Source organism: Enterobacter sp. DNB-S2, from assembly GCF_019443845.1.
Classification (GTDB): Bacteria; Pseudomonadota; Gammaproteobacteria; order Enterobacterales; family Enterobacteriaceae; genus Enterobacter; species Enterobacter asburiae_B.
Map to the genome: position 1 here is coordinate 4,171,089 of NZ_CP050520.1, position 24,938 is coordinate 4,196,026.

Sequence of the window (24,938 nt, forward strand, 5' to 3'; positions counted from 1 at the left end):
CCAGCGGATTTCTTTTCAGGTTTGTGATGCATATTTTTCATCTTGCAAAGAACCATTTACAACGCAGGGGTATTTTTTATAAGATGCATTTAAAATACATCATTAAAGTCACATCGGAAGGAAGCTGCCATGCTCGACGCTCAAACCATCGCTACCGTTAAAGCCACCATCCCCCTGCTGGTGGAAACCGGCCCTAAACTCACCGCCCATTTCTACGATCGCATGTTCACGCATAACCCGGAGCTCAAAGAAATTTTCAACATGAGCAACCAGCGTAACGGCGATCAGCGCGAAGCGCTTTTCAACGCCATCGCGGCCTACGCCAGCAATATTGAAAACCTGGCGGCACTGCTGCCCGCGGTGGAAAAAATCGCGCAGAAACACACCAGCTTCCAGATCCAGCCCGAGCAGTACAACATTGTGGGTAGCCACCTGCTGGCAACGCTGGACGAGATGTTCAGCCCGGGCCAGGAGGTGCTGGACGCGTGGGGGAAAGCCTACGGCGTGCTGGCAAACGTGTTTATCAACCGCGAAGCGCAGATCTACAGCAAAAACGCCAGCAAGAACGGCGGCTGGGAAGGCACACGCGCCTTCCGCATCGTTGAGAAAACGCCGCGCAGCGCGCTGATTACCAGCTTTGAATTTGAGCCGGTGGACGGACAGCCGGTTGCCGATTACCAGCCGGGCCAGTATCTGGGCGTGTGGCTGAAGCCTGAAGGTTTCCCGTATCAGGAGATCCGCCAGTATTCTCTTACCCGCAAGCCAAACGGCAAAGGCTACCGCATTGCGGTGAAGCTTGAGGACGGCGGTCAGGTATCGAACTGGCTACACAACGAAGCTAACGTGGGCGACGTGGTCCATCTGGCCGCGCCGGCGGGCGATTTCTTCATGGCCGTAGAAGCGAATACCCCGGTTACGCTGATCTCTGCGGGCGTCGGCCAAACGCCAATGCTGGCGATGCTAGATACGCTGGCGAAAGCCAACCACGGCGCGCAGGTCAACTGGTTCCACGCTGCGGAAAACGGCGACGTGCACGCCTTTGCGGATGAAGTGAAAACGCTTGGAGCGTTCCTGCCGCGCTTCACCGCGCACGCCTGGTATCGCCTGCCGACGGATGCAGACCGCGCGGCCGCACGGTTTGACACTGAAGGCCTGATGAATTTAAGCCAGATGGAAGGGGCGTTTAGCGCGCCGGACATGCAGTTCTACGTCTGCGGGCCGGTGGCGTTTATGCAGTATGCCGCGAAGCAGCTGGTGGAGCTGGGTGTGAACAAAGACAACATTCATTACGAATGTTTCGGGCCGCATAAGGTGCTGTAATGAAAAAGCCCCTCGTTCGAGGGGCTTTTTTTCGCCGGGTGGCGGCTGCGCCTTACCCGGCCTACAAAACCGTTGGCAATGTTAAATCGCGGCGTCGTCTTCTTCGCCGGTACGGATACGGATCACGCGCGCCACGTCAAAGACGAAGATTTTACCGTCGCCGATTTTGCCCGTCTGCGCGGTGCGGATAATGGTATCCACGCAGGTATCGACGATATCGTCGCTGACCACGATTTCAATTTTTACTTTCGGCAGAAAGTCGACCATGTACTCTGCGCCACGGTAAAGCTCGGTGTGGCCCTTCTGACGACCAAAACCTTTCACTTCCGTCACGGTCATCCCGGTGATGCCGACTTCCGCCAGCGCTTCACGCACGTCATCCAGTTTGAAAGGTTTAATAATCGCATCAATCTTTTTCATGGTGGGTCCTTAAACTCTTGCCTGTAAGCTGCCTCGTAATCGATTGCTCACAGTATCATACGGCATTACTCTTTAAAATCGTTTGCTTCCAGCTCGTGGCGCGACAGCAGCTTGTAGAACTCGGTGCGGTTGCGTCCGGCCATGCGCGCCGCGTGGGTCACGTTGCCTTTGGTTATCTGCAATAGCTTGCGCAGATAGTTCAGCTCGAACTGATTCCGCGCTTCCGCAAACGTCGGCAGGGCCGTGTTTTCCCCTTCCAGCGCCTGCTCCACCAGCGCATCGCTGATCACCGGTGAGGAGGTCAGCGCCACGCACTGCTCAATCACGTTCACCAGCTGGCGCACGTTACCCGGCCAGCCTGCGGCCATCAGCCGCTTCATCGCGTCGGTGGAAAACGCGCGCACGAACGGTTTATGGCGATCGGCCGCCTGGCGCAAAAGATGGTTCGCCAGCAGCGGAATGTCTTCCGCGCGCTCCGCCAGCGCCGGGATCTTCATATTCACCACGTTCAGACGGTAGTAGAGATCTTCGCGAAACTCGTTGCGCGCCATCACTTTTGGCAAGTCGCGGTGGGTGGCGGAAATAATGCGCACATTAATATCGATATCGCGGTTGCTGCCCAGCGGGCGAACTTTTCGCTCCTGCAACACGCGCAGCAGTTTGACCTGCAGCGGTGCGGGCATGTCGCCAATCTCGTCCAGGAACAGCGTGCCGCCTTCCGCGGCCTGGAACAGCCCTTCCCGGCTGCTCACCGCGCCGGTGAATGCGCCGCGGGCGTGTCCAAACAGTTCAGATTCGAGCAGCTGTTCCGGAAGCGCGCCGCAGTTAATGGCGATAAAGGCGTTTTTACTGCGCGGGCTGGCGTTATGGATCGCCTGCGCCAGGATCTCTTTCCCGGTTCCGCTCTGGCCGTTGATGAGCACGCTGACGTCGGACTGCGCCACCATCCGGGCCTGTTCAAGCAGACGCAGCATAATGGGGCTGCGGGTGACGATGGACTCCCGCCACGCTTCATCCCCCGCCGGGGCGGCATGTTCCAGCGCGCTGTCGATAGCCTTATACAGCGCGTCTTTGTCCACCGGCTTGGTCAGGAAGCTGAAGACCCCCTGCTGCGTCGCGGCAACCGCATCCGGGATCGACCCGTGCGCCGTCAGGATAATCACGGGCATACCCGGCTGCTGCTTCTGGATCTCCGCGAACAGCTGCAGGCCATCCATTTCGTCCATCCGCAGGTCGCTTATCACCAGATCGATTTTCTCGCGACTGAGGATCTTGAGCCCTTCCAGCCCGCTTTCAGCGGTCACGACGCTGTAGCCTTCGCTCACCAGACGCATCCCCAGCAGCTTTAACAGCCCGGGATCGTCATCCACCAGTAAAAGATGGGCAGGTTTACGGCTCGTCATGCTTCACATCCTCTTGTTTCGGCGTATCGCTGTCCGGTGCAGCGGATGAGCTCCCCGGCTGATATTTGCGCGACGAGAGCTGCCTTTCGATATCCGTCAGGTTCTCCAGCTTACGCGTCGTGGTATCCAGCTGCGTACGTAAATGTTGCTGCTGTTGACGCAGCGTATCAAGCTCGCTGTCGGTTGACTGCTGTAGCTTGCTGTAGCGGGAGCGCTCTTCAGACAGCTGAAGCTGTAATGTCTGCCCATCGCGCCAGAGCTGGTATACCGGGCGTACCTGCACGGGAAGATTGACTACAAACGTGTCCAGTCGGGTCACATTGACGCGACGTTCAACGGGGGTAATTTTCGCATCTGCGAGTAAAATCCCACGCTTGAAAGCGTCCTGCCAGGTGTCGTCATCCAGCATCGCCGCCTTCGAGCGGGCGTCTACCGGCGCCAGACGCTGGGCGCAATCTATCCCACGCAGCCAGAACAGCGGGTTGCTTTCAACGTCATGTCCTGACAGGTTCCAGATGTCGTCACAGCGGGTTGAGAGGAAGTCTGCCAGCTGGTTATCGGGCCATTTATCTTCCTGTTTACCGCTAATGGCACTTTGTGGCGCATGGGAAACACACCCAGCCAGAAATAAACAGGGCAGGCTCAGGCGAAGCGTTTTGCTGGAAAACACCGCACGTACGGCGCGGAAAAAGACGTGTGACATACTCACCAGACATAGATTCATTTTATTGATTTTTCCGGCTCAGGGGCAGTTCGATACGGAAGCAAACATCTGAACGTTCGTCCGCGGCAATGTTTAGCTCACCCTGCATGCGTCGAATGCAGTCCCGGGCGATGCTCAAGCCCAGACCACTTCCTTTAACCGCGCCTTTCCGCTGATGACTTCCCTGGAAAAAGGGTTCGAAGATCATGGTTTTTTCGTCATCGGGGATCGGGGTGCCGGTGTTTGCGACGTCAATAAAGACCCGTGAACCATTCGTATTACTTCGGATATAAATGTTACCGGATTCAGTACCATAGTGCACCGCATTGGAGTAAAGATTATCCAGAACGCTCATCAGCAGCATGGGTTCAGCCAGGCACGCAGGCGCATTCAGCTCAACGCCGGTATGCATCATTTTAGCTCTTGCTGGCAAGCTGTGGGCGGAGATCACCATATCCACCAGCGGCTCAATTTCAACGTTTTCCAGTACGACCGCCCCGTCAGCCAGCTTGCGGTTGTAATCCAGCAGTTGCTCAATCAGCTTTTGCAGATTGCGGCTGCTGTTATCCAGGATCTCGACAATTTCTTTCTGTTCTGGCGTAAGGGGCCCGGCCACTTCGTCCGCCAGCAGCTCCGTCCCTTCGCGCATGCTGGCCAGCGGCGTTTTAAGTTCATGAGAGATATGGCGCAGGAACTGATGGCGCTGTGATTCGAGCCACGCCAGGCGCTCGGACAGCCAGATAATGCGCTGGCCTACGGATCGCAACTCGCGCGGGCCTTTAAAAGCGACCGTATCCCCGAGCGATTTCCCCTCCCCCAGGCGGTTGATCATACGCTGGATACCCTTCACCGGGCCGATGATCATGCGGGTAAAGAGCAGTACCAGCCCGAGGCTCACCAGGAACAGCACCAGCGCCTGCCAGCCGAAGAACTGGCCGCGCTCGGCGATCTCCTGCTGGAGCTGCTGGCCGCGAGAGAAAATCACCGCGCGCGTTGACTGCACCATCTCGGTGTTGGCGCTGGCAAAAGCTTCAAGGCGCGCGGCAGCAACGGCATCCGGGCCGCTGTTGCTGCACTGCAGCTGCGCGAGATCGTTTAAATCCTGACGCAACGCCTGATAGAGCTTGTCATCAGGTAAGACCCCCGCGTGAGCGTCCAGCATTTCGCTGTAGCGTTTACGCTGACTCTGATAAACCTTTTCCAGCGTCCGATCGTCAAGCACGCAATACTGACGATAGCTACGCTCCATCTCCAGCGCGGCGTTGGTCATCGCTTCACTGCGTCTGGCGTCGATGAGCGTCGTGCGGTTAGTCAAAGCCGCCTGCGCGCTCAGCGCGTTCAGGCTTTGCCACGCCTGCCAGGCAAGGATCAGCAGCGGCAGCAGGATCAGCAGGAAGGCCATCATGACGAGCTGCCGCAGGGAGCGGGGGAAAACGGGCCAGCGTTTCAACGCATTACTCTCTTAATGGGGATTTACGCAGAGCGTAACTGAGTCTGCCCTTCAGATACAACAAAGCCGGGTAAAAACCCGGCTTTGTCATGGAATGAGGCGGTGCCTAACTCGACGTTTCGCCCTGGCCTGATAAAGCATCGCTATGATCAGTAGTTGGACGGCAGGCACCTTTTTGTGCGTCATTCGAAGTTTATGTAGCGCGTCCCGAAGGGGCTGACATAAGAAGGTGAATGAGCCACTGGTTAATATTATGCAACACCCGTGCCAGAATGCAAAACAAAATATTAACAGTTTGAAATATATGAGTTTTACTCGTTTAGCCTGTTAATTATCGGTTGAATGATTTCCAGGCTAAGTGTCGCTATTAAGCAACACCTTAACGGGAACCTTTACTGCCATATATAAATCAACGAGTTAAATGTCGCCTTTTGGAGACAGTTGAATTACGGGTCTGTCGCGTAATTGCGACACAAATAAAAAAGCCCGGTCGAGCTCGCGCTTACCGGGCCTACAGGTACTGCCTAAAACTTAACCCAGCTGCTTACGCGCGTTGCGGAAGATACGCATCCACGGGCTGTCCTCGCCCCAGTTTTCCGGGTGCCAGGAGTTGCTCACGGTACGGAATACGCGTTCCGGGTGCGGCATCATGATGGTCGCGCGACCGCTTTCGCTGGTCACTGCCGTAATACCGTTGGCGGAGCCGTTCGGGTTAGCCGGGTAGGTTTCCGTCACCTTGCCGAAGTTATCGACAAAGCGCAGCGCTACCAGGCCTTTGCTCTCCAGCTGAGCCAGATGCGCAGCGTCGCGCACTTCTACCTGACCTTCGCCGTGGGAAACGGCGATTGGCATCTGTGAACCGACCATCCCCTGCAGCAGCAGAGACGGGCTTTGGGTCACTTCCACCAGGCTGAAGCGCGCCTCGAAGCGGTCAGACTGGTTGCGCACAAAGCGCGGCCAGGCTTCGCTGCCCGGGATCAGCTCGCGCAGGTTAGACATCATCTGGCAGCCGTTACACACGCCCAGCGCCAGCGTCTGCGGACGGTGGAAGAAGGTTTCGAACTCGTCGCGCACGCGGCTGTTGAACAGGATGGACTTCGCCCAGCCTTCGCCCGCGCCCAGCACGTCACCGTAGGAGAAGCCGCCGCACGCCACCAGCGCCTGGAAATCTTCCAGACCGGTACGCCCGGCCAGCAGGTCGCTCATGTGGACGTCGATAGCGTCAAAGCCCGCGCGGTGGAAGGCAGCTGCCATCTCAACGTGGGAGTTGACGCCCTGCTCGCGCAGCACGGCCACTTTTGGACGCGCGCCCGTCGCTATGTACGGCGCGGCGATGTCTTCGTTGATGTCGAAGGAGAGCTTCACGTTCAGGCCTGGATCCTGGTCATTCGCTTTCGCGTTATGCTCCTGATCGGCACATTCCGGGTTATCACGCAGGCGCTGCATCTGCCAGGTGGTTTCCGCCCACCACATGCGCAGCGTGGTGCGGCTTTCGCTGAACACCGCGTGACCGTCTGCTTCAATAACGAAGCGGTCGCCCTGAACGGCTTTGCCCAGATAGTGCACGCAGTCTGCCAGACCATGCTTCGCCAGAATCGCTTCAACCGCGTCGCGATCTGCCGCACGCACCTGAATCACGGCGCCCAGCTCTTCGTTGAACAGCGCCGCCAGACGGTCTTCGCCCAGCGTCGCAATGTTCGCTTCCACGCCGCAGTGGCCGGTGAAGGCCATCTCTGCCAGGGTCACCAGCAGGCCACCGTCGGAACGGTCGTGGTAGGCCAGCAGCTTACGCTGCGCCACCAGCGCCTGAATCGCGTCGTAGAAGCCTTTCAGCTGCGCCACGTCGCGCACGTCGGCTGGCTTATCGCCGAGCTGGCGGTAAACCTGCGCCAGCGCGGTAGCACCCAGCGCGTTGTGGCCTTTGCCCAGGTCAATCAGCAGCAGGGCGTTGTCTTCGGTCGCAAGCTGCGGCGTAACGGTGTGACGCACGTCTTCCACGCGGGCAAACGCGGTGATCACCAGCGACAGCGGAGAGGTCATCTCGCGCTGCTCGTTGCCTTCCTGCCAGCGGGTTTTCATCGACATGGAGTCTTTGCCCACCGGAATGGTCAGGCCGAGGGCAGGACACAGCTCCTCGCCCACCGCTTTCACGGCTTCATACAGGCCAGCATCTTCGCCAGGGTGGCCGGCAGCGGCCATCCAGTTTGCGGAAAGCTTGATACGTTTGATATCGCCAATCTGCGTCGCGGCGATGTTGGTCAGCGCTTCACCGACCGCCAGACGGGCAGAGGCCGCGAAGTCCAGCAGCGCCACCGGGGTACGCTCGCCGAGAGCCATCGCTTCGCCGTAGTAGCTGTCGAGGCTCGCGGTGGTCACGGCGCAGTTCGCGACCGGGATCTGCCACGGGCCGACCATCTGATCGCGCGATACCATACCGGTCACGGTGCGGTCACCGATGGTCACCAGGAAGGTTTTCTCTGCCACAGCAGGCAGGTGCAGCACGCGGTTTACCGCTTCTGCCACGGTGATGCCCTGGCGATCCAGCGCTTTGCCCGCCGCTTTACGGGTGGTTACGTCGCGGGTCATCTTCGGCGTTTTACCGAGCAGAACGTCGAGCGGCAGATCGATCGGCTGGTTGTCAAAGTGGGTGTCGCTTAAGGAAAGGTGCTGCTCTTCGGTCGCTTCACCGATGACGGCATACGGCGCGCGCTCGCGGCGGCACAGCTCGTCAAAAAGCGGCAGCTGATCCGCAGCAACCGCCAGCACGTAGCGCTCCTGGGATTCGTTACACCAGATTTCCAGCGGGCTCATGCCCGGCTCATCGCTCAGGATATCGCGCAGGTTGAAGCGCCCGCCGCGACCGCCGTCGCTCACCAGCTCCGGCATGGCGTTGGACAGACCGCCGGCGCCCACGTCGTGGATGAAGAGGATCGGGTTGGCGTCGCCCAGCTGCCAGCAGCGGTCGATCACTTCCTGGCAGCGGCGCTCCATCTCAGGGTTGTCGCGCTGCACGGAGGCGAAATCGAGATCCGCATCAGACTGGCCGGAGGCCATAGAAGAGGCCGCGCCGCCGCCCAGACCGATGTTCATCGCCGGGCCGCCCAGTACGATCAGCTTCGCGCCGACGACGATCTCGCCTTTCTGCACGTGATCGGCACGGATGTTGCCGATCCCGCCCGCCAGCATGATCGGCTTGTGGTAGCCGCGCAGCTCTTCGCCGTTGTGGCTGTCCACTTTCTCTTCATAGGTACGGAAGTAACCGTTCAGCGCCGGACGACCAAATTCGTTGTTAAACGCCGCGCCGCCCAGCGGGCCTTCGGTCATGATATCCAGGGCGGTCACGATGCGCTCTGGCTTGCCGAAATCCTCTTCCCACGGCTGTTCAAAGCCCGGGATACGCAGGTTAGAGACAGAGAAACCGACCAGACCCGCTTTAGGTTTAGCGCCACGACCGGTCGCACCTTCATCGCGGATTTCGCCGCCGGAGCCTGTCGCCGCACCCGGCCACGGGGAGATCGCCGTCGGGTGGTTGTGGGTTTCCACTTTCATCAGGATATGCGCGGGCTCCTGATGGAAGTCATAGCGCCCTGCTTCGCGATCGGCGAAGAAGCGGCCCACCTCGGAACCTTCCATTACCGCGGCGTTGTCTTTATAGGCAGACAGCACGTGGTCAGGGGTTTGCTCCATGGTGTTTTTGATCATTTTGAACAGCGACTTCGGCTGCTGTTCGCCGTCAATAATCCAGTCGGCGTTGAAAATCTTGTGGCGGCAGTGCTCAGAGTTAGCCTGCGCGAACATGTAAAGTTCGATGTCGTTCGGGTTACGGTTGAGCTTAACAAACGCATCCTGGAGGTAGTCGATTTCGTCTTCTGCCAGCGCCAGGCCGAGACGCAGGTTGGCGTCAATCAGCGCCTGACGGCCCTGCCCCAGCAGGTCTACGCTCTGTACCGGCGCAGGCTGATGGTGAGAGAAAAGCTTCTGCGCGTCATCGAGAGAGGCAAAAACGCTCTCCATCATGCGATCGTGCAGTTCAGCCGCAACCGCCTGCCACTGCGCGTCGCTCAGGGTAGAGGCTTCCACGTAGTACGCCACGCCGCGTTCCAGACGGTTAATCTGGCTCAGGCCACAGTTGTGGGCGATATCGGTGGCTTTGGAAGACCAGGGGGAGATGGTGCCCGGACGAGGCGTCGCAAGGATCAGTTTGCCGGTTGGCGTATGGCTGTTCAGGCTTGGACCATACTTGAGCAGGCGTTCCAGCTGTACGCGCTCCTCTGCATTCAGGGGGGCATTCAGGTCAGCAAAATGGACATACTCAGCGTAAATATTGCTTACCGGAAGGTCGGCCGCCTGAAAACGTGCCAGCAGTTTAGTGATACGGAAGGCAGACAGTGCAGGCGAACCACGCAGAATTTCCATCATAAGTCTCTCGTCTTCGAAGCGCCGGGGCGCTTACAGTGTGCGCAAGGGGGGAAAACGGGCGTCATTATAGAGAATCCTGAGCGCCGACGAAACCGTTTGCGTCGAAATAAAATTTGCACAGAGATTTAACAATAGATGTGACCTGTCTCTCTAATTGGTTGCCAAGTGGCGCAAGTTTACGCAAAATGCCGCTCATTCAATGGCAAACCTTATGATTAACATGGCTACAGCAGACTGAGGCAACCGGCGTCGCAGAGAATTAACTAATTGAAAAAATTAAAGATTAATTATCTGCTCATCGGCATTGTAACGTTGCTGCTGGCAGTGGCCCTCTGGCCTTCCATCCCCTGGTTCGGCAAAGCCGAAAACCGTATCGCCGCCATTCAGGAGCGGGGGGGATTGCGCGTCAGTACCCTCAACTCGCCGCTGATTTACAGCGACGTCAACGGCAAAATCATTGGCCTGGATTATGAACTGGCACAACAGTTCGCCGATTATCTTGGCGTGAAGCTTAAAATCACCGTCCGCCAGAATATCAACCAGCTGTTTGACGACCTCGATAACGACGATGCCGATATGCTCGCCGCCGGGCTGGTGTATAACAGCGAGCGCAGTAAGAACTACCAGCCAGGCCCGACCTACTACTCCGTTTCTCAGCAGCTGGTTTACCGCGTCGGGAGCCTGCGCCCGCGCTCGCTGTCCACGATTAACGATCGGCAGCTGACGATTGCGCCCGGCCACGTGGTGATTGACGATCTGCGGGAGCTCAAGGAGAAGAAATATCCCGACCTGAGCTGGACGGTGGATCCGAAACTCGGCACGACGGAGCTGCTGGAGCAGGTAAAAGATCAGAAGGTGCCTTACACCATCGCCGATTCGGTCGCGATCAGCCTGTTCCAGCGCGTTCATCCTGAAATCGCCGTGGCGCTGGACGTCACCGACGAGCAGCCCGTGACCTGGTTTAGCCAGCTTGATGACGATCAGACCTTCTCTGCCGCGATGCTTGATTTCTTCAACACCATCAATGAAGACGGTACCCTGGCGCGTCTGGAGGAGAAGTACCTCGGGCACGGCGATGACTTTGACTACGTTGACACCCGCAGCTTCCTGCGCGCGGTAGACAGCGTCCTGCCGGACCTGCAGCCGTTGTTCGAAAAATACGCCCAGGAGATTGACTGGAAACTGCTGGCGGCTATTTCGTATCAGGAATCCCACTGGGATACCCAGGCCACGTCGCCCACGGGCGTACGCGGTTTGATGATGTTAACCAAAAATACGGCGCTGAGCCTGGGCGTGAACGATCGTACCGACGCCGAACAGAGCATCAGCGGCGGCGCGCGCTACCTGCAGGATATGATGGCCAAAGTACCGGAAACGGTGCCGGAAGAAGAGCGGATCTGGTTTGCGCTGGCGGCCTACAATATGGGCTACGCGCATATGCTTGATGCGCGAGCATTGACGGCAAAAACGAAAGGTAACCCGGACAGCTGGTCAGACGTTAAGCAGCGCCTGCCGCTGCTGAGCCAAAAGCCATGGTATAACAAGCTGACATACGGCTACGCGCGCGGACATGAAGCCTACGCCTACGTGGAAAATATCCGTAAATATCAGATTAGCCTGGTCGGGTATCTGCTGGAGAAAGAGAAAGAGGCGACGGAGGCCAAACAGCTGGCTCAAAGTTACCCTGTCGTAGCGCCGGACGAGCTTAATCGCCCAACAGCTTCAGTTCTGCCTTTTGCTGCTTTTTCTGCTGACGGCGCATTCGAAAGAAATCGCTTAATAGCCCCGAACACTCTGGTGCAAGCACCCCACCGATAGTCTTCACCTGGTGGTTCATACCCGGGTGACCCAGCACGTCCATCAGCGAACCGGCCGCACCGGTTTTTTCATCCCGCGCGCCGAAAACCAGAGTCCCGATCCGGCTGTGCACCATCGCGCCGGAGCACATCACGCACGGCTCCAGCGTCACATACAGCGTGGTATCAAGCAGGCGATAGTTTTGCAGAACCAGACCGCCCTGGCGAAGCGCCATAATTTCGGCATGCGCAGTAGGATCGTGGCGGCCAATAGGACGGTTCCACCCTTCGCCAATCACCTGGTTGTTATGAACCAGCACCGCGCCCACGGGCACTTCGCCCTCGTCCCAGGCGCGTTGAGCCAGCGTCAGCGCGTGGCGCATCCAGTATTCATGATTGTGTTCAGGGTTGGACAAAGGCTGATACTCCAGTCGAAAAGCGGGCGGCATTATACACGCCCATTATGGATAAGCCTATTCGAGTTGCTGAAGTTCGCCTGATGGCGTGACGCGCCAGCGGTGCTGGCAAAAATAGAGCAGCGGGTTGTCCTGCTTGCTGTCGCTGTAGCCGCTGTACAGGCGCAGCGGCGTACCGATGCGTTTCTCCAGCTGGACCACTTTTTCATGCCCCAGGCAGCGCAGGGTCAGCACCCAGCCGCCGTAACCGCGGGCAATTTGCGTGGCGATAAGATTCACGCGCGGAAGCCAGGGGGTATCAAAGTAGACCTGCTCCACCAGCGTCTGCGGGGAGCCGGTAATCAGCCAGATGTCGGCATCATTCGCGTCGAGGTAGCTGGTCAGGCGCGCCTGCACCACCGGAAAGGCGGCGACGTGGCCGCGAAACCAGTGCGCAAAATCCTTTTCGAGCTGCTTAAGCCGCGCTTCGCTGTGCCCAAAGGTACATCCCCACAGCAGCAGACTCATCGGCCATCGCGCTGCCCGGCCTTTGACCAGCAGCGCGATCCCGATAACCGGTAAGAGCGGCAGCACGAGCAGCGCATTCAAAGGCTGACGCCGCAGCAGGTAACGCATAAACGTACCAAACATATCCTGCTGATGCAGCGTTCCATCCAGGTCGAAAAAGACAACGCGACGCGCGTGATTTGCCAAACCTTACTCCTCTGGGTCGTTGAAACCTAACAGCCAGGTAAACAGGAACCCGGCGATCACCGCTACTAAATAGCCTAACAGATAGAGCATCACTTTTCCGGTCACGATGGTTAATGCCAGCGGTAAACCGGAAAGCCCAAAGGTGATAACGGTAGCGACTTTCCAGTAGCTAATGAGCGCCCCGCCCACCGCGCCGCCCAGACAGGCGGCGAGAAACGGTTTACCCAGCGGCAGCGTAACGCCGAAAATCAGCGGCTCACCGATGCCGAGCAGTCCGACCGGGAGCGCGCCTTTAATCATTTTTTTCAGCCGCGCGTTGCGGGTTTTCATCAGTACGGCAATCGCCGCGCCCACCTGCCCCACGCCCGCCATCGACAGGATAGGCAGCAGCGCGTTATAGCCGTGCGCCTGCACCAGCTCGACGTGGATCGGCACCAGCCCCTGATGTAGCCCCGTCAGCACCAGCGGCAGGAAGGTACCTGACAGCACCGCTCCCACCAGCAGGCCGCCGCGGTCAATAGCCAGAGACGCGCCGTGAGCGATGGCTTCAGAGATCCATCCGCCTAGCGGCTGGAGGGCCACAATCGCTACGCTACCGGTAATTAACGTGGTCAGCAGCGGGTTGAGGATCAGCTCGATCGAGCCAGGCAGGATCGCACGCAGCCTTTTCTCGATCCAGCTCATCAGGATGACCACCAGCAGCACGGCGATCACCCCGCCGCGCCCGGGCTGGAGCGCCTCGCCAAACAGCGTGATCTGCGCCAGCTGCGGGCTGGACAAGATGCCCGCCATTACCCCGCCCATCGCCAGCGATCCGCCAAACACCTTCGCGGTATTTACCCCGACCAGAATGTTCATGATGGCGAAAACAGCGCTGCCGAAGATCCCAAGGATCCCCAGCAGATTCGGATACTGCGTGGCGAAATCCCCCACGATATCCGGTCGCTTGAGGATATTGATGATCCCGGTGATCAGGCCGGAGGCAATAAACGCCGGGATCAGCGGAATAAAGACGTTTGCCAGCTGACGCAGCGCATCGCTCATGGGGGCTTTGTATTTGGCCTTTGCCTGCGCTTTGGTGCGCTCCGCATCGTCAATCGACGCGCTCGTGCTAACGCCCATCAGTGCGCGCATGGCATCAACAACCTGCGCCGCTTTCCCCGGCCCGACGATCAGCTGATGCTGCTGCCCCTGTTTCACGTAGCCGCTGACGCCGGAGAGTTGCTTCAGGCGCGGCACGTCGAGCTGGTCGTCGTTATGCACCTCGACGCGCACGCGCGTCATGCAGTTTTCGAGACGCTGAATATTTTTTTCCCCACCGATCCCCTGCAGGATATCGCTGGCGAGCGCTGCTGTTTTGTCCATAGACGCCTCTGTTAGTTTTCTAATGCCGCCCGTAAGAAGCCGCTATGCGCATCGAGTTTGGCTCTCGCGGCCGCCGCATCCAGCCCGCTCAGGATCATCAGAATGGCCGGTTTAACATCGTGATCGGTCTGCTTGAGTACCGCTTCTGCCTCTTCACGGCCTGCGCCAGTCGCCTCCATCACCATGCGGCAGGCTCTGTCCACCAGCTTGACGTTGGTGGCCTGCATATCCACCATCAGGTTCTGATAAACCTTGCCGAACTTCACCATCGCGCCGGTGGAGATCATATTGAGCACCAGCTTTTGCGCGGTCCCGGATTTCAGGCGCGTGGAGCCGGTGAGCGCTTCCGGCCCGACAACCGGAGAGATAGCAATAGCGGCCACCTGCGCAATCGGGGAGCCAGGGTTACAGGAGATGGCGACCGTCGTGCAGCCCGTCAGGTTGGCGTATTCCAGCCCGCCAATGACGTACGGGGTACGCCCGGATGCCGCCAGCCCGACCACCAGATCCTTCGCGGTCAGATTCAGATCCTTCAGGTCATCCTCGCCCAGCTGTGCATTGTCTTCCGCTCCTTCAACGGCTTTCAGCAGCGCGCCGGGTCCACCGGCAATCAGCCCAACGACCAGACCGTGCGGCACCCCAAAGGTTGGCGGACATTCTGACGCATCCAGAACCCCAAGACGCCCGCTGGTGCCCGCTCCCATGTAGATAATGCGACCGCCGGCCTTAAGGGCTTCCGCCGCCGCATCGACAGCTTTCGCCACCTCGGGTAATGTCTCTTTCACTGCCTGCGCGACCAGCGTATCCTGTTGATTAAAGCGGTTAACCAGCTCCAGGGTGGAGAGCGCATCCAGATCCATGGTTTGCGGGTTACGCGTTTCAGAAACAAGTGAGCCAAGATTCATTTTTGTACCTCAAGAATTTTTAATTCATAATAATCACACTATAATGGAATATAAAATTCATTCAGGCGAGCAAAATTCGTATTTGCGCAGATAATCACATTTTCGCCAGGAGACCCTATGAACTGTTTAATTCGCATTCGCCAGCGCTATGCAGGCTTTGCCCAAAGCGACAAGAAGCTGGCGGATTTTCTGCTTTCTCAACCCGATCGCGCGCGCCATCTCAGCTCGCAGCAGCTGGCGAGTGAAGCCGGCGTGAGCCAGTCCAGCGTGGTGAAGTTTGCCCAGAAGATTGGCTTTAAGGGGTTCCCCGCCCTCAAGCTGGCGATCAGCGAAGCGCTGGTGAGCAACCCCAACCCGCAGTCCATGCCGGTGCATAATCAGATCCGCGGCGATGACCCGATGCGGCTGGTTGGCGAAAAGCTGATCAAAGAGAACGTGGCGGCCATGCACGCGACGCTCGATGTGAACACCGAAGAGAAGCTGCTGGAGAGCGTGGCGATGCTGCGCGGCGCGCGGCGAATCATCCTGACCGGTATCGGCGCGTCCGGACTTGTGGCGCGTAACTTTGGCTGGAAGCTGACGAAAATTGGGCTTAACGCCATCGTCGAGCAGGATATGCACGCCCTGCTGGCAACCGTACAGGCAATGGATCCTGACGATCTGCTGCTGGCCATCTCCTACTCCGGCGAGCGCCGTGAAATCAACATGGCAACTGATGAAGCGCTGCGCGTCGGCGGTAAAATTCTGGCGATCACCGGTTTTACGCCGAATGCCCTCCAGCAGCGGGCAACGCGCTGTTTATATACCATTGCCGAGGAACAGGCCACGCGCAGCGCGGCTATCTCGTCCACCAGCGCGCAAATGATGCTGACGGACCTGCTGTTTATGGCACTGGTGCAGCAGGATCTGGAGCGCGCGCCCGAGCGCATTCGTCACAGCGAAGAACTGGTAAAGAAACTGGTTTGACGCGTATAATGCCCGCCCGGTTTGTGTTGTTTCTGAGAATTTCCTGATGGCGCTGTTAATTACCAAAAAATGCATTAATTGCGATATGTGCGAGCCCGAATGCCCGAACCAGGCGATTTCGATGGGCGACAGCATCTATGAGATTAACAGCGACCGCTGCACGGAATGCATCGGCCACTATGAAACGCCGACCTGCCAGAAGGTGTGCCCGATCCCGAATACCATCCTGAAGGATCCGGCCCACGTCGAGAGCGAAGAGCAGCTATGGGATAAGTTTGTCCTGATGCACCACGCGGACAAACTTTAACTTTCGATGATCACCGTCGCGCTGGCATAGTGACGTTCATCCGCGATCGTCACGTGCATATGATTCACCCCCAGCTTTTCCGCCAGCTTTTGCGCTTCTCCCCACAGACGCAGGCTCGGTTTGCCCAGCTCATCGTTAAACACTTCGAACTGATTAAACGCCAGGCCGTTACGAATGCCGGTCCCGAAGGCTTTGGCCGCCGCCTCTTTTACCGCAAAGCGCTTTGCCAGAAAACGCACCGGCTGCTGATGCGCTTCCCAGATGGCCCACTCGTTATCGCTCAGCACGCGTCTTGCGAGGCGATCGCCGCTACGGGCGATCACCGCTTCAATGCGGGCTATTTCAACGATATCGGTGCCTAAGCCCAGAATAGCCATTACTGACGCGCTTCCTGCATCAGGCGTTTCATCTCTGAGACCGCCTCTTTCAGGCCGCTCATCACCGCACGGCCAATGATGGCGTGGCCGATGTTCAGCTCGTGCATTTCCGGCAGGGCGGCAATGGCCTTCACGTTGTGGTAGGTCAGGCCGTGACCGGCGTTAACCTTCAGTCCCAGGCTTGAGGCGTACGTGGCCGCTTTAGCGATACGCTCCAGCTCTTTGGCCTGTTCGGCATCGTTTTTGGCATCGGCATAGCAGCCGGTGTGGATTTCGATATACGGTGCGCCCACGTCGGCCGCCGCTTTAATCTGGGCGAAATCGGCGTCGATAAACAGAGAAACCAGGATACCGGCATCCGCCAGGCGCTTGCAGGCATCGCGCATTTTGTCGAGCTGACCGGCCACGTCCAGACCGCCTTCGGTGGTCACTTCCTGGCGTTTTTCCGGCACCAGGCAGCAGAAATGCGGCTGGGTCTCGCAGGCAATCGCCAGCATCTCTTCGGTGACCGCCATCTCCAGATTCATACGGGTGTCCAGCGTCTGGCGCAGAATGCGCACGTCGCGATCGGTGATATGGCGACGGTCTTCACGCAGGTGAACGGTAATGCCGTCAGCGCCAGCCTGTTCAGCGATAAACGCCGCCTGAACCGGATCGGGATACGCCGTGCCGCGCGCATTACGCAGCGTGGCGATGTGGTCGATGTTGACGCCTAACAGTAATTCAGCCATGACAATCCTCGGTATTTTGGTTCATTTCTCTTCCCCCTCTCCCTCCGGGAGAGGGCTGGGGTGAGGGGTAAAACGTTAACGTTTCGGCACAAATTGCCTGAATAATTCGCGGCTCTTTAAGGGCTTGCCGCCAAGATACGGCTTGAGGGCAATCCGGGTAAAGCGTTTTGCTGCGCGCAGGGTGTCCAGATCGGGAAACTCGCGCTCATACAGCGCCCGGAGCTGGCGCCCGGTAAAGGTGCTGTTGTCTATCACGATACTGGCAATGAAGCCTTTTTCTTCGCGGTAGCGGTAGGTCATGGTGTCTTCTATCTCATCACCGCTGCCCGCGCAGTGCAGAAAATCTACGCCGTATCCGAGGTGGCCCAGCAGCGCCAGTTCAAAACGACGCAATGCGGGTTCGGGCGTGCCGGTTGCGCCAGCCAGCGACTGGATACAGTGCAGATAATCGAAGAAAAGTTCAGAGAAGCGGGTCTCATGTTCAAGAACGCGTGAGATGAGTTCGTTGACATACAGACCGCTGTAGAGCGTGATGCCGGAAAGAGGAAGCGCCAGGGAGACGGCTTCGGCACTGCGCAGGGTTTTCACTTCCCCTCGCCCACCGAAGCGTACCAGCAACGGTGTGAAAGGCTGTAGGGCGCCTTTCAGATTAGAACGTTTGGAACGTGCGCCTTTCGCAACAAGGCGCACGCGGCCCGACTCTTCCGTGAAGACGTCCAGCATGAGGCTGGTTTCGCTCCAGGGACGACTATGCAGGACAAAGGCGCGCTGCCATCCATCCATATGCTCGTCGTCTTAAGTTACTGGTCTTCGCCGTAACCGAGGCTGCGCAGAGCACGCTCATCATCGGCCCAGCCAGATTTCACTTTCACCCACAGTTCGAGGTGAACCGGCGCTTCGAACATCTCCATCATGTCCTTACGGGCTTCGATACCGATGGTTTTGATCTTGGCCCCTTTGTTGCCGATAACCATCTTCTTCTGCCCTTCGCGCTCAACGAGGATCAGGCCGTTGATATCGTAGCCACCGCGCTCGTTGGTCTGGAAACGCTCGATCTCTACCGTTACGGAGTAAGGCAGTTCAGCACCCAGGAAACGCATCAGCTTTTCACGGATGATTTCAGACGCCATAAAGCGCTGAGAGCGATCGGTGATGTAGTCTTCCGGGAAGTGATGAATCGCTTCCGGCAGATGCTTCCGCACGATGCCCGCGATGGTATCCACGTTCAGGCCGGTCTCAGCAGACAGCGGAACGATATCAAGGAAGTTCATCTGGCTACCGAGCCACTGCAGATGCGGCAGCAGGTCGGCCTTTTCATGCACGTTATCAACTTTGTTGACCGCGAGGATGACCGGCGTTTTGCCGTCACGGAGCTTGTTCAGCACCATCTCGTCGTCCGGCGTCCAGCGGGTGCCTTCCACAACGAAAATCACCAGCTCTACGTCGCCGATCGAGCTGCTCGCCGCCTTGTTCATCAGGCGGTTGATGGCACGCTTCTCTTCCATGTGCAGGCCCGGGGTATCGACGTAGATCGCCTGATACGCGCCTTCAGTATGGATGCCGACGATGCGGTGACGCGTGGTCTGCGCCTTACGCGAGGTGATTGAAATCTTCTGCCCAAGCAGATTATTCAGCAGGGTGGATTTGCCAACGTTCGGACGTCCGACGATGGCAATAAATCCGCAATAGGTTTTCTCTTCGCTCATTCCAGCTCCAGCATTTTTAACGCCTGTTCGGCGGCAGCCTGTTCAGCCTTACGACGGCTTGAACCTGTGCCCACCACCGGTTCACTCAGGCCACTGACCTGGCAATGGATGGTAAATTCCTGATCGTGCGCTTCGCCACGCACCTGCACCACCAGATAAGACGGCAGCGGCAGATGACGACCCTGCAAATATTCCTGCAGACGCGTTTTTGGATCTTTTTGTTTATCGCCCGGGCTGATTTCGTCCAGACGGGTCTGATACCAGTTCAGGATCAGCTTTTCTACGGTCTGGATATCGCTGTCCAGGAACACACCACCAATTAATGCTTCGACCGTATCGGCAAGAATAGATTCACGACGGAAGCCGCCGCTTTTCAGTTCACCCGGTCCAAGACGCAGACATTCGCCCAGCTCAAATTCGCGCGCGATTTCCGCAAGGGTATTACCCCGAACCAGCGTGGCACGCATGCGGCTCATATCACCCTCGTCCACACGCGGGAAACGATGATAAAGCGCATTCGCAATCACGAAACTTAAAATAGAGTCGCCTAAAAACTCGAGACGCTCATTATGTTTGCTGCTGGCACTGCGGTGGGTTAATGCCTGTTGCAACAACTCCTGATGATGAAAAGTGTAGCCCAGCTTCCGTTGAAGCCGATTAATTACGATGGGGTTCATGCGATACCAATAAATGAATGCGTCAAAAATGCAGCACACGAAACCGACCTGAGAAAACCAACGCGGTTTCGTGTGCCGTGGCACCCTTGCAGGGCCAACCTTAAACTTCGGGGGAATATTCTATACACAACGACAGGGGATGTCGTTAGTTCGAAGAGATTTATCGTGGAAATAATTCACGTAGCCGCTAATTAAAGCGGCTACGCGTTCATTTATTGAGAATTAATGGATTCCGCCGATACGATTCAGGCGTACACCGGTCGGCCATTCGCCTTCCTGCTTCTCAAAACTCATCCAGATGGCGGTGGCTTTACCGACCAGATTCGCTTCCGGCACAAAGCCCCAGTAACGGCTGTCCGCAGAGTTATCGCGGTTGTCACCCATCATGAAGTAATGTCCTGGCGGTACAATCCAGCTCGCCAGCTGCTGGCCAGGCTGGCGATAGTACATACCCAGCTGATCCTGCGCGATTGGCACGGTGAGGATTCGGTGCGTCACATCGCCCAGCGTCTCTTTGCGCTCAACCAGACGGATGCCGTCCTCTTTGGTTTCACCTTTCGGTACCTGGAAGAACCCGCTGGTCGCTTCGCCGCCGTTACGACGGGCAAAGGTCTGCACAAAGTCACTTGGCTCAACATTTGAGTAAGTGATTGGCAGCGCGTTTTCACAGGCGGTACCGGAGCTGCAGCCAGGCTGAACGGTGACTTCTTTCGCAACCGGATCGTAAGTGACTTTATCACCCGGCAGACCTACCGCGCGCTTGATGTAGTCCAGGCGCGGATCTTCCGGATATTTAAACACCACGATGTCGCCACGTTTCGGATGACCGGTTTCGATCAGCGTTTTCTGGTAGATAGGATCTTTAATGCCGTAGGCAAACTTCTCTACCAGAATAAAATCACCAATCAGCAGCGTTGGCATCATTGAACCTGATGGGATTTGGAACGGCTCGTAAATAAACGAACGTACCACCAGCACAATCGCCAGCACCGGAAATACCGAAGCGCCCGTTTCCAGCCAGCCCGGTTTCGGGCCGACTTTCTTCAGGGTTTTCGCGTCAATCTCATCACCAGTGGCTGCCTGAGCGGCAGCCTGACGTTCACGACGTTTTGGGGCGAAGATAAACTTATCCAGACACCACAGCAGACCTGTTACCAGGGTAGCAATGACCAGGATCAGGGCAAACATGTTCGCCATGCCAACTCCTTAGGGTTATTTGCCGTCTTTACCAACATGAAGGATGGCAAGGAATGCTTCCTGCGGCAGCTCGACGTTACCGACCTGCTTCATACGCTTCTTACCTTCTTTCTGCTTCTGCAGCAGCTTTTTCTTACGGCTGACGTCACCGCCATAGCACTTCGCCAGAACGTTTTTACGCAGCTGTTTCACGGTTGAACGCGCGATAATGTGGTTGCCAATCGCCGCCTGAATCGCGATATCGAACTGCTGACGCGGGATCAGATCTTTCATCTTCTCAACCAGCTCGCGGCCGCGGTACGGCGCATTGTCGTTGTGGGTGATCAGCGCCAGCGCATCCACGCGCTCGCCGTTGATCAGCACGTCCACACGCACCATGTTGGAGGCCTGGAAGCGTTTGAAGTTGTAATCCAGTGACGCATAGCCACGGGAGGTCGACTTCAGACGGTCGAAGAAGTCGAGTACCACTTCCGCCATCGGGATCTCATAGGTCAGCGCCACCTGGTTACCGTGGTAAACCATGTTGGTCTGCACGCCACGCTTCTCAATACACAGCGTAATGACGTTCCCCAGGAATTCCTGCGGCAGCAGCATGTGACACTCTGCAATAGGCTCACGCAGCTCCTGAATGTTGTTCAGCGGCGGCAGCTTGGACGGGCTATCGACGTAGATCACTTCTTTCGAGGTGGTTTCAACTTCATAGACTACCGTCGGCGCCGTGGTGATCAGATCCAGATCGTATTCACGCTCCAGACGTTCCTGAATGATCTCCATGTGCAGCAGACCGAGGAAGCCACAGCGGAAGCCGAAGCCCAGCGCCGTTGAGCTTTCTGGCTCGTAGAACAGGGAAGCATCGTTCAGGCTCAGTTTACCGAGCGCGTCACGGAAGTTTTCGTAGTCGTCAGAGCTGACCGGGAACAGACCCGCGTAAACCTGCGGTTTCACCTTTTTAAAGCCTGGCAGCGCTTTATCTGCCGGGTTACGTGCACCGGTCAGGGTATCGCCCACCGGCGCGCCGAGGATGTCTTTAATGGCGCAGACCAGCCAGCCTACCTCGCCGCATCTCAGCTCGGTACGGTCAACCTGTTTTGGCGTAAAGATGCCCAGACGGTCTGCGTTGTAGACCTGTCCGGTACTCATTACCTTAATTTTGTCGCCTTTACGCATGGTGCCGTTTTTAATGCGCACCAACGAGACAACGCCCAGGTAGTTATCGAACCAGGAGTCGATAATCAGCGCCTGCAGCGGGCCATCCGGATCGCCTTCCGGGGCCGGAATGTCACGTACCAGGCGTTCCAGCACGTCGGTCACGCCCACACCGGTTTTCGCGGAGCAGCGCACGGCATCGGTCGCGTCAATGCCGACGATATCTTCAATCTCTTCCGCTACGCGTTCAGGATCGGCGGCTGGCAGGTCGATCTTGTTCAGAACCGGCACAACTTCGAGATCCATTTCCATCGCGGTGTAGCAGTTTGCCAGGGTCTGGGCTTCAACGCCCTGCCCGGCATCCACCACCAGCAGCGCGCCTTCACAGGCCGCGAGCGAGCGTGAAACCTCATAGGAGAAGTCAACGTGGCCTGGGGTGTCGATAAAGTTCAGTTGATAGGTTTCACCATCAGCCGCTTTGTAATCAAGCGTAACGCTCTGCGCTTTGATGGTGATACCGCGTTCGCGTTCCAGGTCCATGGAGTCCAGAACCTGGGCTTCCATTTCACGATCAGACAGGCCACCGCAAATCTGGATAATACGGTCAGACAGCGTCGACTTACCGTGGTCAATGTGAGCAATGATCGAAAAGTTACGTATGTTCTTCATATAGTTAAATAATTATGCCTTACGAATTCCTGGAGGCCGCTGTTCTTAGCCTGACGTTTTTCAGTGCGAAAACGCAGCATTCTACACTACATCCTCGCTACCTGGAAATGCACTTAGAAGCAGGTATAGCGTGAAGAAAGGCCGTTTTCTGTTTTAGGGTGTAAAAAATGATAAAGCCCGATGGATCACCGGGCCTCAGAAGAGAGCGTTTCAACACGAAGCTGGTCTGGTGCCAGCCCAACGCTGAGAATGACAGGCTGCCACTCCTCGCGTGCGGCAAGCGTCGGAGAGAGGCCTTTGGCAAGCCAGAATCCCCCCACGCCACCCAATGCGGCACCGCACATAGCGGCCACATCGGTACCAAACAGCATCTGAAACAGGCCGCCCATGATAAACAGGCCGACCAGCGGAGAGAGATACACCAGCATAGCGGAGCTGAGCAGGCTGCCTTCCGCGATGCCCAGTTCCACCTTCTGCCCCGCCATCAGCGGCTGTTCGCTTGGCACAGAAATCGTGTGCGATGTTTGTGGCCCAAGCTTATTCAACACGCGGCTGCCGCAGCCGGCGCGGGATGCGCAGCTATTACATGAGGCTTTAACATCGCAGCTCACCAGCGCAATGCCGTTTTGCCAGGAGACAACCGTCGCCCACTCTTTGATCATTGTGCAGCCCTGAATTTAATGCTGTCAGAGATGCGCTTCGCCGTCTGCGGAGGGAGTTCTCCCACAATGGTGATCTCTGCGTTATCGCGTACCGTTGTACTCACCGTACGGCGCCCGGTACGCAGCATTTGTTCAGCGCTGTTTGCCGTTGCGCGATTAATATTCACCGAGAAGCTGAACAAACCATCCGAATAGAGGCGCGATTCTACCGGCGTTTCAATCGTTGGCAGCTGACGACGGCTGCTGGACACTTCGCTAAACCCTTGCGGGATCCAGGCAGGTACCCAGTTGAAATTAACGGAATCCCCGGCAGGAACAGAAAGCAGCGGTGGCAGGCTGGCCTTAGCCAGATTCTGCATGCTGTTGCCAACCTGATTGTTCACGCTGAAGGAGATAACCCGGAACTGTTCCAGCGTTTCACCGTCACGGTCGAGCAGGTCAACACGCATGGGGAGTTTGGTTTCGGCATCAATCCAGACGATATAGCTGTAGCGCGTTCCGTCCCGGGCAACAACGCGAATTACCTCGCACAGTCTGTCCGCGATGCGGGTACGCCCTACTGAAATAAAATCGTAGTAAGGGGCAAGCCGTTTGAAGTCGGTGTAAATGAGTGACGGCAGGGAATCAACGATATAGTCGCCATTCAGCGTGAAAGGCTCCAAGCCTGGCTCGAAATAGCTGATTTCATTACCACGTTGGACCACTTCCCGACGCGGGCCATCCATCTGTAAAAGCTGGGCGAGCGGCTGCTTATCAAGACGGGCATGACGATAGCGTAACGACTCGACGCCCTGCTTATTGATGCTGATAAATGCCAACTCATAATTGAGTGACTGGCTGGCCAGATTCATTTGCTGCAACAACGCCCCGGATGAAACATCAGCCGAGGCGTTGGCAGAGAAGAACAGGCTACCCGCCATCAGAGACATGGCGAACCAAAGTTGCTTCATTACTGCGATTGCGTTCCTAAAGTTTGGTTTCCGGGCACCTGCACAGCAGCTTGCTGTGTCTGCGCCTGCTCAAACTGAAGCTGTTCAGAGTGCAGACGACGCTGCAACTCGTAATCCTGCAACATCGCATTAATGCGACGGCGCTGCTCCTGAACCTGCTGTTGCTGACCGCCGCTGGCGGATGCATCAGCCGGTACGCCCAGGCTTACCGGGCTGGCTTTGCCCATCATCGGCAGTGTGTTAAACACTGGCGCTTCTGGCTGCTGATTAGTTTCAGACTGAGTATTATAGTGCTGGACGCCAACAATAACTGCAAGCGATACGCATGCAGCCACACCCATTTGGGTAAGCTGGCTGGCCCACGGACGCACCTTTTGCCAGAACGGCATTTTCTGCCATTGGTGAGGCGCGGGTTGAGCTTCAGGAATCAGCGGAGTGGTCTGATGAACAGGCTCATTCTCGATCGCCGCCATGACGCGGGCTGAGATATCGAAATGGAGAACCTCGCCGGTGTCACCGCGAAGGGTGTCACGGATGAGATGGTAACTCTCCCAGGTCTCTTGCATTTCGGGTGAATGAGACAGCTCGTTGAGCAGCTCACTATCCACCGTTTCACCATCCATTAAAGCGGAAAGTTTTTCTTTCTGCATGCCTAATACC

At 57.2% G+C, this 24,938-nt stretch carries 23 protein-coding genes; 4 read left to right on the forward strand and 19 right to left on the reverse strand.

From position 1 onward, the window contains the following. Positions 1–129: 129 nt before the first annotated feature. A complete protein-coding gene (hmpA, locus tag HB664_RS20030) occupies positions 130–1,320 on the forward strand; it encodes an NO-inducible flavohemoprotein (protein WP_219940096.1) in 1,191 nt (396 codons plus the stop codon). Between the two features lie 81 nt (positions 1,321–1,401). Here the strand turns inward: hmpA and glnB are convergent, their stop codons facing one another. The 5 genes from glnB to purL form a co-directional block, all read right to left on the reverse strand. Next, on the reverse strand, positions 1,402–1,740 hold the full coding sequence (gene glnB / locus HB664_RS20035) for a nitrogen regulatory protein P-II (protein WP_003860685.1): 339 nt from the start codon (positions 1,738–1,740) through the stop codon (positions 1,402–1,404). Between the two features lie 65 nt (positions 1,741–1,805). Beyond that, the gene (gene glrR, locus HB664_RS20040; RefSeq protein WP_219940097.1) at positions 1,806–3,143 is read right to left on the reverse strand and encodes a two-component system response regulator GlrR; all 1,338 of its coding nucleotides are present in this window, start codon (positions 3,141–3,143) and stop codon (positions 1,806–1,808) included. Then, positions 3,130–3,867, reverse strand: coding sequence for a two-component system QseEF-associated lipoprotein QseG (qseG, locus tag HB664_RS20045; protein ID WP_219940098.1), 738 nt, complete (start codon positions 3,865–3,867; stop codon positions 3,130–3,132). Before qseG ends, glrR begins: the two co-directional genes overlap by 14 nt. A gap of 1 nt (position 3,868) precedes the next feature. Then, positions 3,869–5,296 carry a two component system sensor histidine kinase QseE/GlrK gene (qseE, locus tag HB664_RS20050; protein ID WP_069303181.1) on the reverse strand — a complete coding sequence of 476 codons (1,428 nt, stop codon included), beginning with the start codon at positions 5,294–5,296 and terminating at the stop codon, positions 3,869–3,871. 531 nt (positions 5,297–5,827) lie between these two features. After that, positions 5,828–9,715: a phosphoribosylformylglycinamidine synthase gene (gene purL / locus HB664_RS20055; protein WP_219940099.1), complete on the reverse strand. Its 3,888-nt coding sequence runs from the start codon at positions 9,713–9,715 to the stop codon at positions 5,828–5,830. 267 nt (positions 9,716–9,982) lie between these two features. Here purL and mltF point away from each other — a divergent pair, with 267 nt between their 5' ends. Then, a complete protein-coding gene (mltF, locus tag HB664_RS20060) occupies positions 9,983–11,533 on the forward strand; it encodes a membrane-bound lytic murein transglycosylase MltF (RefSeq protein ID WP_219940100.1) in 1,551 nt (516 codons plus the stop codon). Here mltF and tadA read toward each other — a convergent pair. From tadA to murQ, 4 genes are read right to left on the reverse strand one after another with little or no spacing between them, the layout of a single operon-like run. Continuing rightward, the gene (gene tadA / locus HB664_RS20065) at positions 11,421–11,960 is read right to left on the reverse strand and encodes a tRNA adenosine(34) deaminase TadA (RefSeq protein ID WP_039263756.1); all 540 of its coding nucleotides are present in this window, start codon (positions 11,958–11,960) and stop codon (positions 11,421–11,423) included. The two genes, mltF and tadA, sit on opposite strands and share 113 nt — an antisense overlap. A gap of 24 nt (positions 11,961–11,984) precedes the next feature. Next, complete coding sequence (gene yfhb, locus HB664_RS20070; RefSeq protein ID WP_039263757.1) at positions 11,985–12,620, reverse strand: phosphatidylglycerophosphatase C; 636 nt, start codon at positions 12,618–12,620, stop codon at positions 11,985–11,987. A gap of 3 nt (positions 12,621–12,623) precedes the next feature. Continuing rightward, complete coding sequence (locus HB664_RS20075) at positions 12,624–13,985, reverse strand: PTS transporter subunit EIIC (protein ID WP_219940101.1); 1,362 nt, start codon at positions 13,983–13,985, stop codon at positions 12,624–12,626. An 11-nt stretch (positions 13,986–13,996) separates the two neighbouring features. After that, positions 13,997–14,890 carry an N-acetylmuramic acid 6-phosphate etherase gene (gene murQ, locus HB664_RS20080; RefSeq protein ID WP_143346594.1) on the reverse strand — a complete coding sequence of 298 codons (894 nt, stop codon included), beginning with the start codon at positions 14,888–14,890 and terminating at the stop codon, positions 13,997–13,999. 117 nt (positions 14,891–15,007) lie between these two features. Between murQ and HB664_RS20085 the strand changes: the two genes are divergently transcribed. Together HB664_RS20085 and HB664_RS20090 are read left to right on the forward strand one after the other, a co-directional pair. Continuing rightward, entirely contained in the window at positions 15,008–15,856 is an 849-nt protein-coding gene (locus HB664_RS20085; RefSeq protein WP_023333056.1) for a MurR/RpiR family transcriptional regulator, read from the forward strand. Between the two features lie 46 nt (positions 15,857–15,902). Next, entirely contained in the window at positions 15,903–16,163 is a 261-nt protein-coding gene (locus HB664_RS20090) for a YfhL family 4Fe-4S dicluster ferredoxin (protein ID WP_008502177.1), read from the forward strand. On the opposite strand, the gene acpS is transcribed toward HB664_RS20090, so the two are convergent. The 10 genes from acpS to rseA all read right to left on the reverse strand — a co-directional run bounded on the left by acpS (position 16,160) and on the right by rseA (position 24,928). Next, positions 16,160–16,540, reverse strand: a complete 381-nt coding sequence (gene acpS, locus HB664_RS20095; RefSeq protein WP_023294331.1) for a holo-ACP synthase — start codon at positions 16,538–16,540, stop codon at positions 16,160–16,162. The genes HB664_RS20090 and acpS overlap by 4 nt on opposite strands. Then, positions 16,540–17,271: a pyridoxine 5'-phosphate synthase gene (gene pdxJ / locus HB664_RS20100; RefSeq protein WP_032659491.1), complete on the reverse strand. Its 732-nt coding sequence runs from the start codon at positions 17,269–17,271 to the stop codon at positions 16,540–16,542. Before pdxJ ends, acpS begins: the two co-directional genes overlap by 1 nt. 75 nt (positions 17,272–17,346) lie before the next feature. Next, complete coding sequence (gene recO / locus HB664_RS20105; RefSeq protein WP_039263761.1) at positions 17,347–18,054, reverse strand: DNA repair protein RecO; 708 nt, start codon at positions 18,052–18,054, stop codon at positions 17,347–17,349. Between the two features lie 17 nt (positions 18,055–18,071). Beyond that, positions 18,072–18,977, reverse strand: a complete 906-nt coding sequence (era, locus tag HB664_RS20110; RefSeq protein ID WP_219940102.1) for a GTPase Era — start codon at positions 18,975–18,977, stop codon at positions 18,072–18,074. Beyond that, positions 18,974–19,654, reverse strand: coding sequence for a ribonuclease III (gene rnc, locus HB664_RS20115; protein WP_003860711.1), 681 nt, complete (start codon positions 19,652–19,654; stop codon positions 18,974–18,976). The genes era and rnc overlap by 4 nt, the downstream gene beginning before the upstream one ends. A 222-nt stretch (positions 19,655–19,876) precedes the next feature. Further along, positions 19,877–20,851 carry a signal peptidase I gene (gene lepB / locus HB664_RS20120; protein ID WP_048978831.1) on the reverse strand — a complete coding sequence of 325 codons (975 nt, stop codon included), beginning with the start codon at positions 20,849–20,851 and terminating at the stop codon, positions 19,877–19,879. Between the two features lie 15 nt (positions 20,852–20,866). Next, positions 20,867–22,666, reverse strand: a complete 1,800-nt coding sequence (gene lepA / locus HB664_RS20125) for a translation elongation factor 4 (protein ID WP_032659499.1) — start codon at positions 22,664–22,666, stop codon at positions 20,867–20,869. Between the two features lie 185 nt (positions 22,667–22,851). Beyond that, complete coding sequence (gene rseC / locus HB664_RS20130; protein WP_023308850.1) at positions 22,852–23,328, reverse strand: SoxR-reducing system protein RseC; 477 nt, start codon at positions 23,326–23,328, stop codon at positions 22,852–22,854. Then, positions 23,325–24,278, reverse strand: a complete 954-nt coding sequence (gene rseB, locus HB664_RS20135; RefSeq protein WP_033146239.1) for a sigma-E factor regulatory protein RseB — start codon at positions 24,276–24,278, stop codon at positions 23,325–23,327. Before rseB ends, rseC begins: the two co-directional genes overlap by 4 nt. Beyond that, the gene (gene rseA / locus HB664_RS20140) at positions 24,278–24,928 is read right to left on the reverse strand and encodes an anti-sigma-E factor RseA (protein ID WP_008502186.1); all 651 of its coding nucleotides are present in this window, start codon (positions 24,926–24,928) and stop codon (positions 24,278–24,280) included. The genes rseB and rseA overlap by 1 nt, the downstream gene beginning before the upstream one ends. Positions 24,929–24,938: the final 10 nt, after the last annotated feature.

Excerpts from the sequence above, each read along its gene's own strand:
- rnc (WP_003860711.1), bottom strand. The coding sequence starts at position 19,654 with ATGAACCCCATCGTAATTAATCGGCTTCAACGGAAGCTGGGCTACACT.
- rseC (WP_023308850.1), bottom strand. The coding sequence starts at position 23,328 with ATGATCAAAGAGTGGGCGACGGTTGTCTCCTGGCAAAACGGCATTGCG.
- lepB (WP_048978831.1), bottom strand. The coding sequence starts at position 20,851 with ATGGCGAACATGTTTGCCCTGATCCTGGTCATTGCTACCCTGGTAACA.
- lepA (WP_032659499.1), bottom strand. The coding sequence starts at position 22,666 with ATGAAGAACATACGTAACTTTTCGATCATTGCTCACATTGACCACGGT.
- glnB (WP_003860685.1), bottom strand. The coding sequence starts at position 1,740 with ATGAAAAAGATTGATGCGATTATTAAACCTTTCAAACTGGATGACGTG.
- HB664_RS20085 (WP_023333056.1), top strand. The coding sequence starts at position 15,008 with ATGAACTGTTTAATTCGCATTCGCCAGCGCTATGCAGGCTTTGCCCAA.
- pdxJ (WP_032659491.1), bottom strand. The coding sequence starts at position 17,271 with ATGGCTGAATTACTGTTAGGCGTCAACATCGACCACATCGCCACGCTG.
- HB664_RS20090 (WP_008502177.1), top strand. The coding sequence starts at position 15,903 with ATGGCGCTGTTAATTACCAAAAAATGCATTAATTGCGATATGTGCGAG.
- hmpA (WP_219940096.1), top strand. The coding sequence starts at position 130 with ATGCTCGACGCTCAAACCATCGCTACCGTTAAAGCCACCATCCCCCTG.
- murQ (WP_143346594.1), bottom strand. The coding sequence starts at position 14,890 with ATGAATCTTGGCTCACTTGTTTCTGAAACGCGTAACCCGCAAACCATG.
- recO (WP_039263761.1), bottom strand. The coding sequence starts at position 18,054 with ATGGATGGATGGCAGCGCGCCTTTGTCCTGCATAGTCGTCCCTGGAGC.
- HB664_RS20075 (WP_219940101.1), bottom strand. The coding sequence starts at position 13,985 with ATGGACAAAACAGCAGCGCTCGCCAGCGATATCCTGCAGGGGATCGGT.
- tadA (WP_039263756.1), bottom strand. The coding sequence starts at position 11,960 with ATGCCGCCCGCTTTTCGACTGGAGTATCAGCCTTTGTCCAACCCTGAA.
- rseA (WP_008502186.1), bottom strand. The coding sequence starts at position 24,928 with ATGCAGAAAGAAAAACTTTCCGCTTTAATGGATGGTGAAACGGTGGAT.
- purL (WP_219940099.1), bottom strand. The coding sequence starts at position 9,715 with ATGATGGAAATTCTGCGTGGTTCGCCTGCACTGTCTGCCTTCCGTATC.
- acpS (WP_023294331.1), bottom strand. The coding sequence starts at position 16,540 with ATGGCTATTCTGGGCTTAGGCACCGATATCGTTGAAATAGCCCGCATT.
- era (WP_219940102.1), bottom strand. The coding sequence starts at position 18,977 with ATGAGCGAAGAGAAAACCTATTGCGGATTTATTGCCATCGTCGGACGT.
- rseB (WP_033146239.1), bottom strand. The coding sequence starts at position 24,278 with ATGAAGCAACTTTGGTTCGCCATGTCTCTGATGGCGGGTAGCCTGTTC.
- glrR (WP_219940097.1), bottom strand. The coding sequence starts at position 3,143 with ATGACGAGCCGTAAACCTGCCCATCTTTTACTGGTGGATGACGATCCC.
- qseG (WP_219940098.1), bottom strand. The coding sequence starts at position 3,867 with ATGAATCTATGTCTGGTGAGTATGTCACACGTCTTTTTCCGCGCCGTA.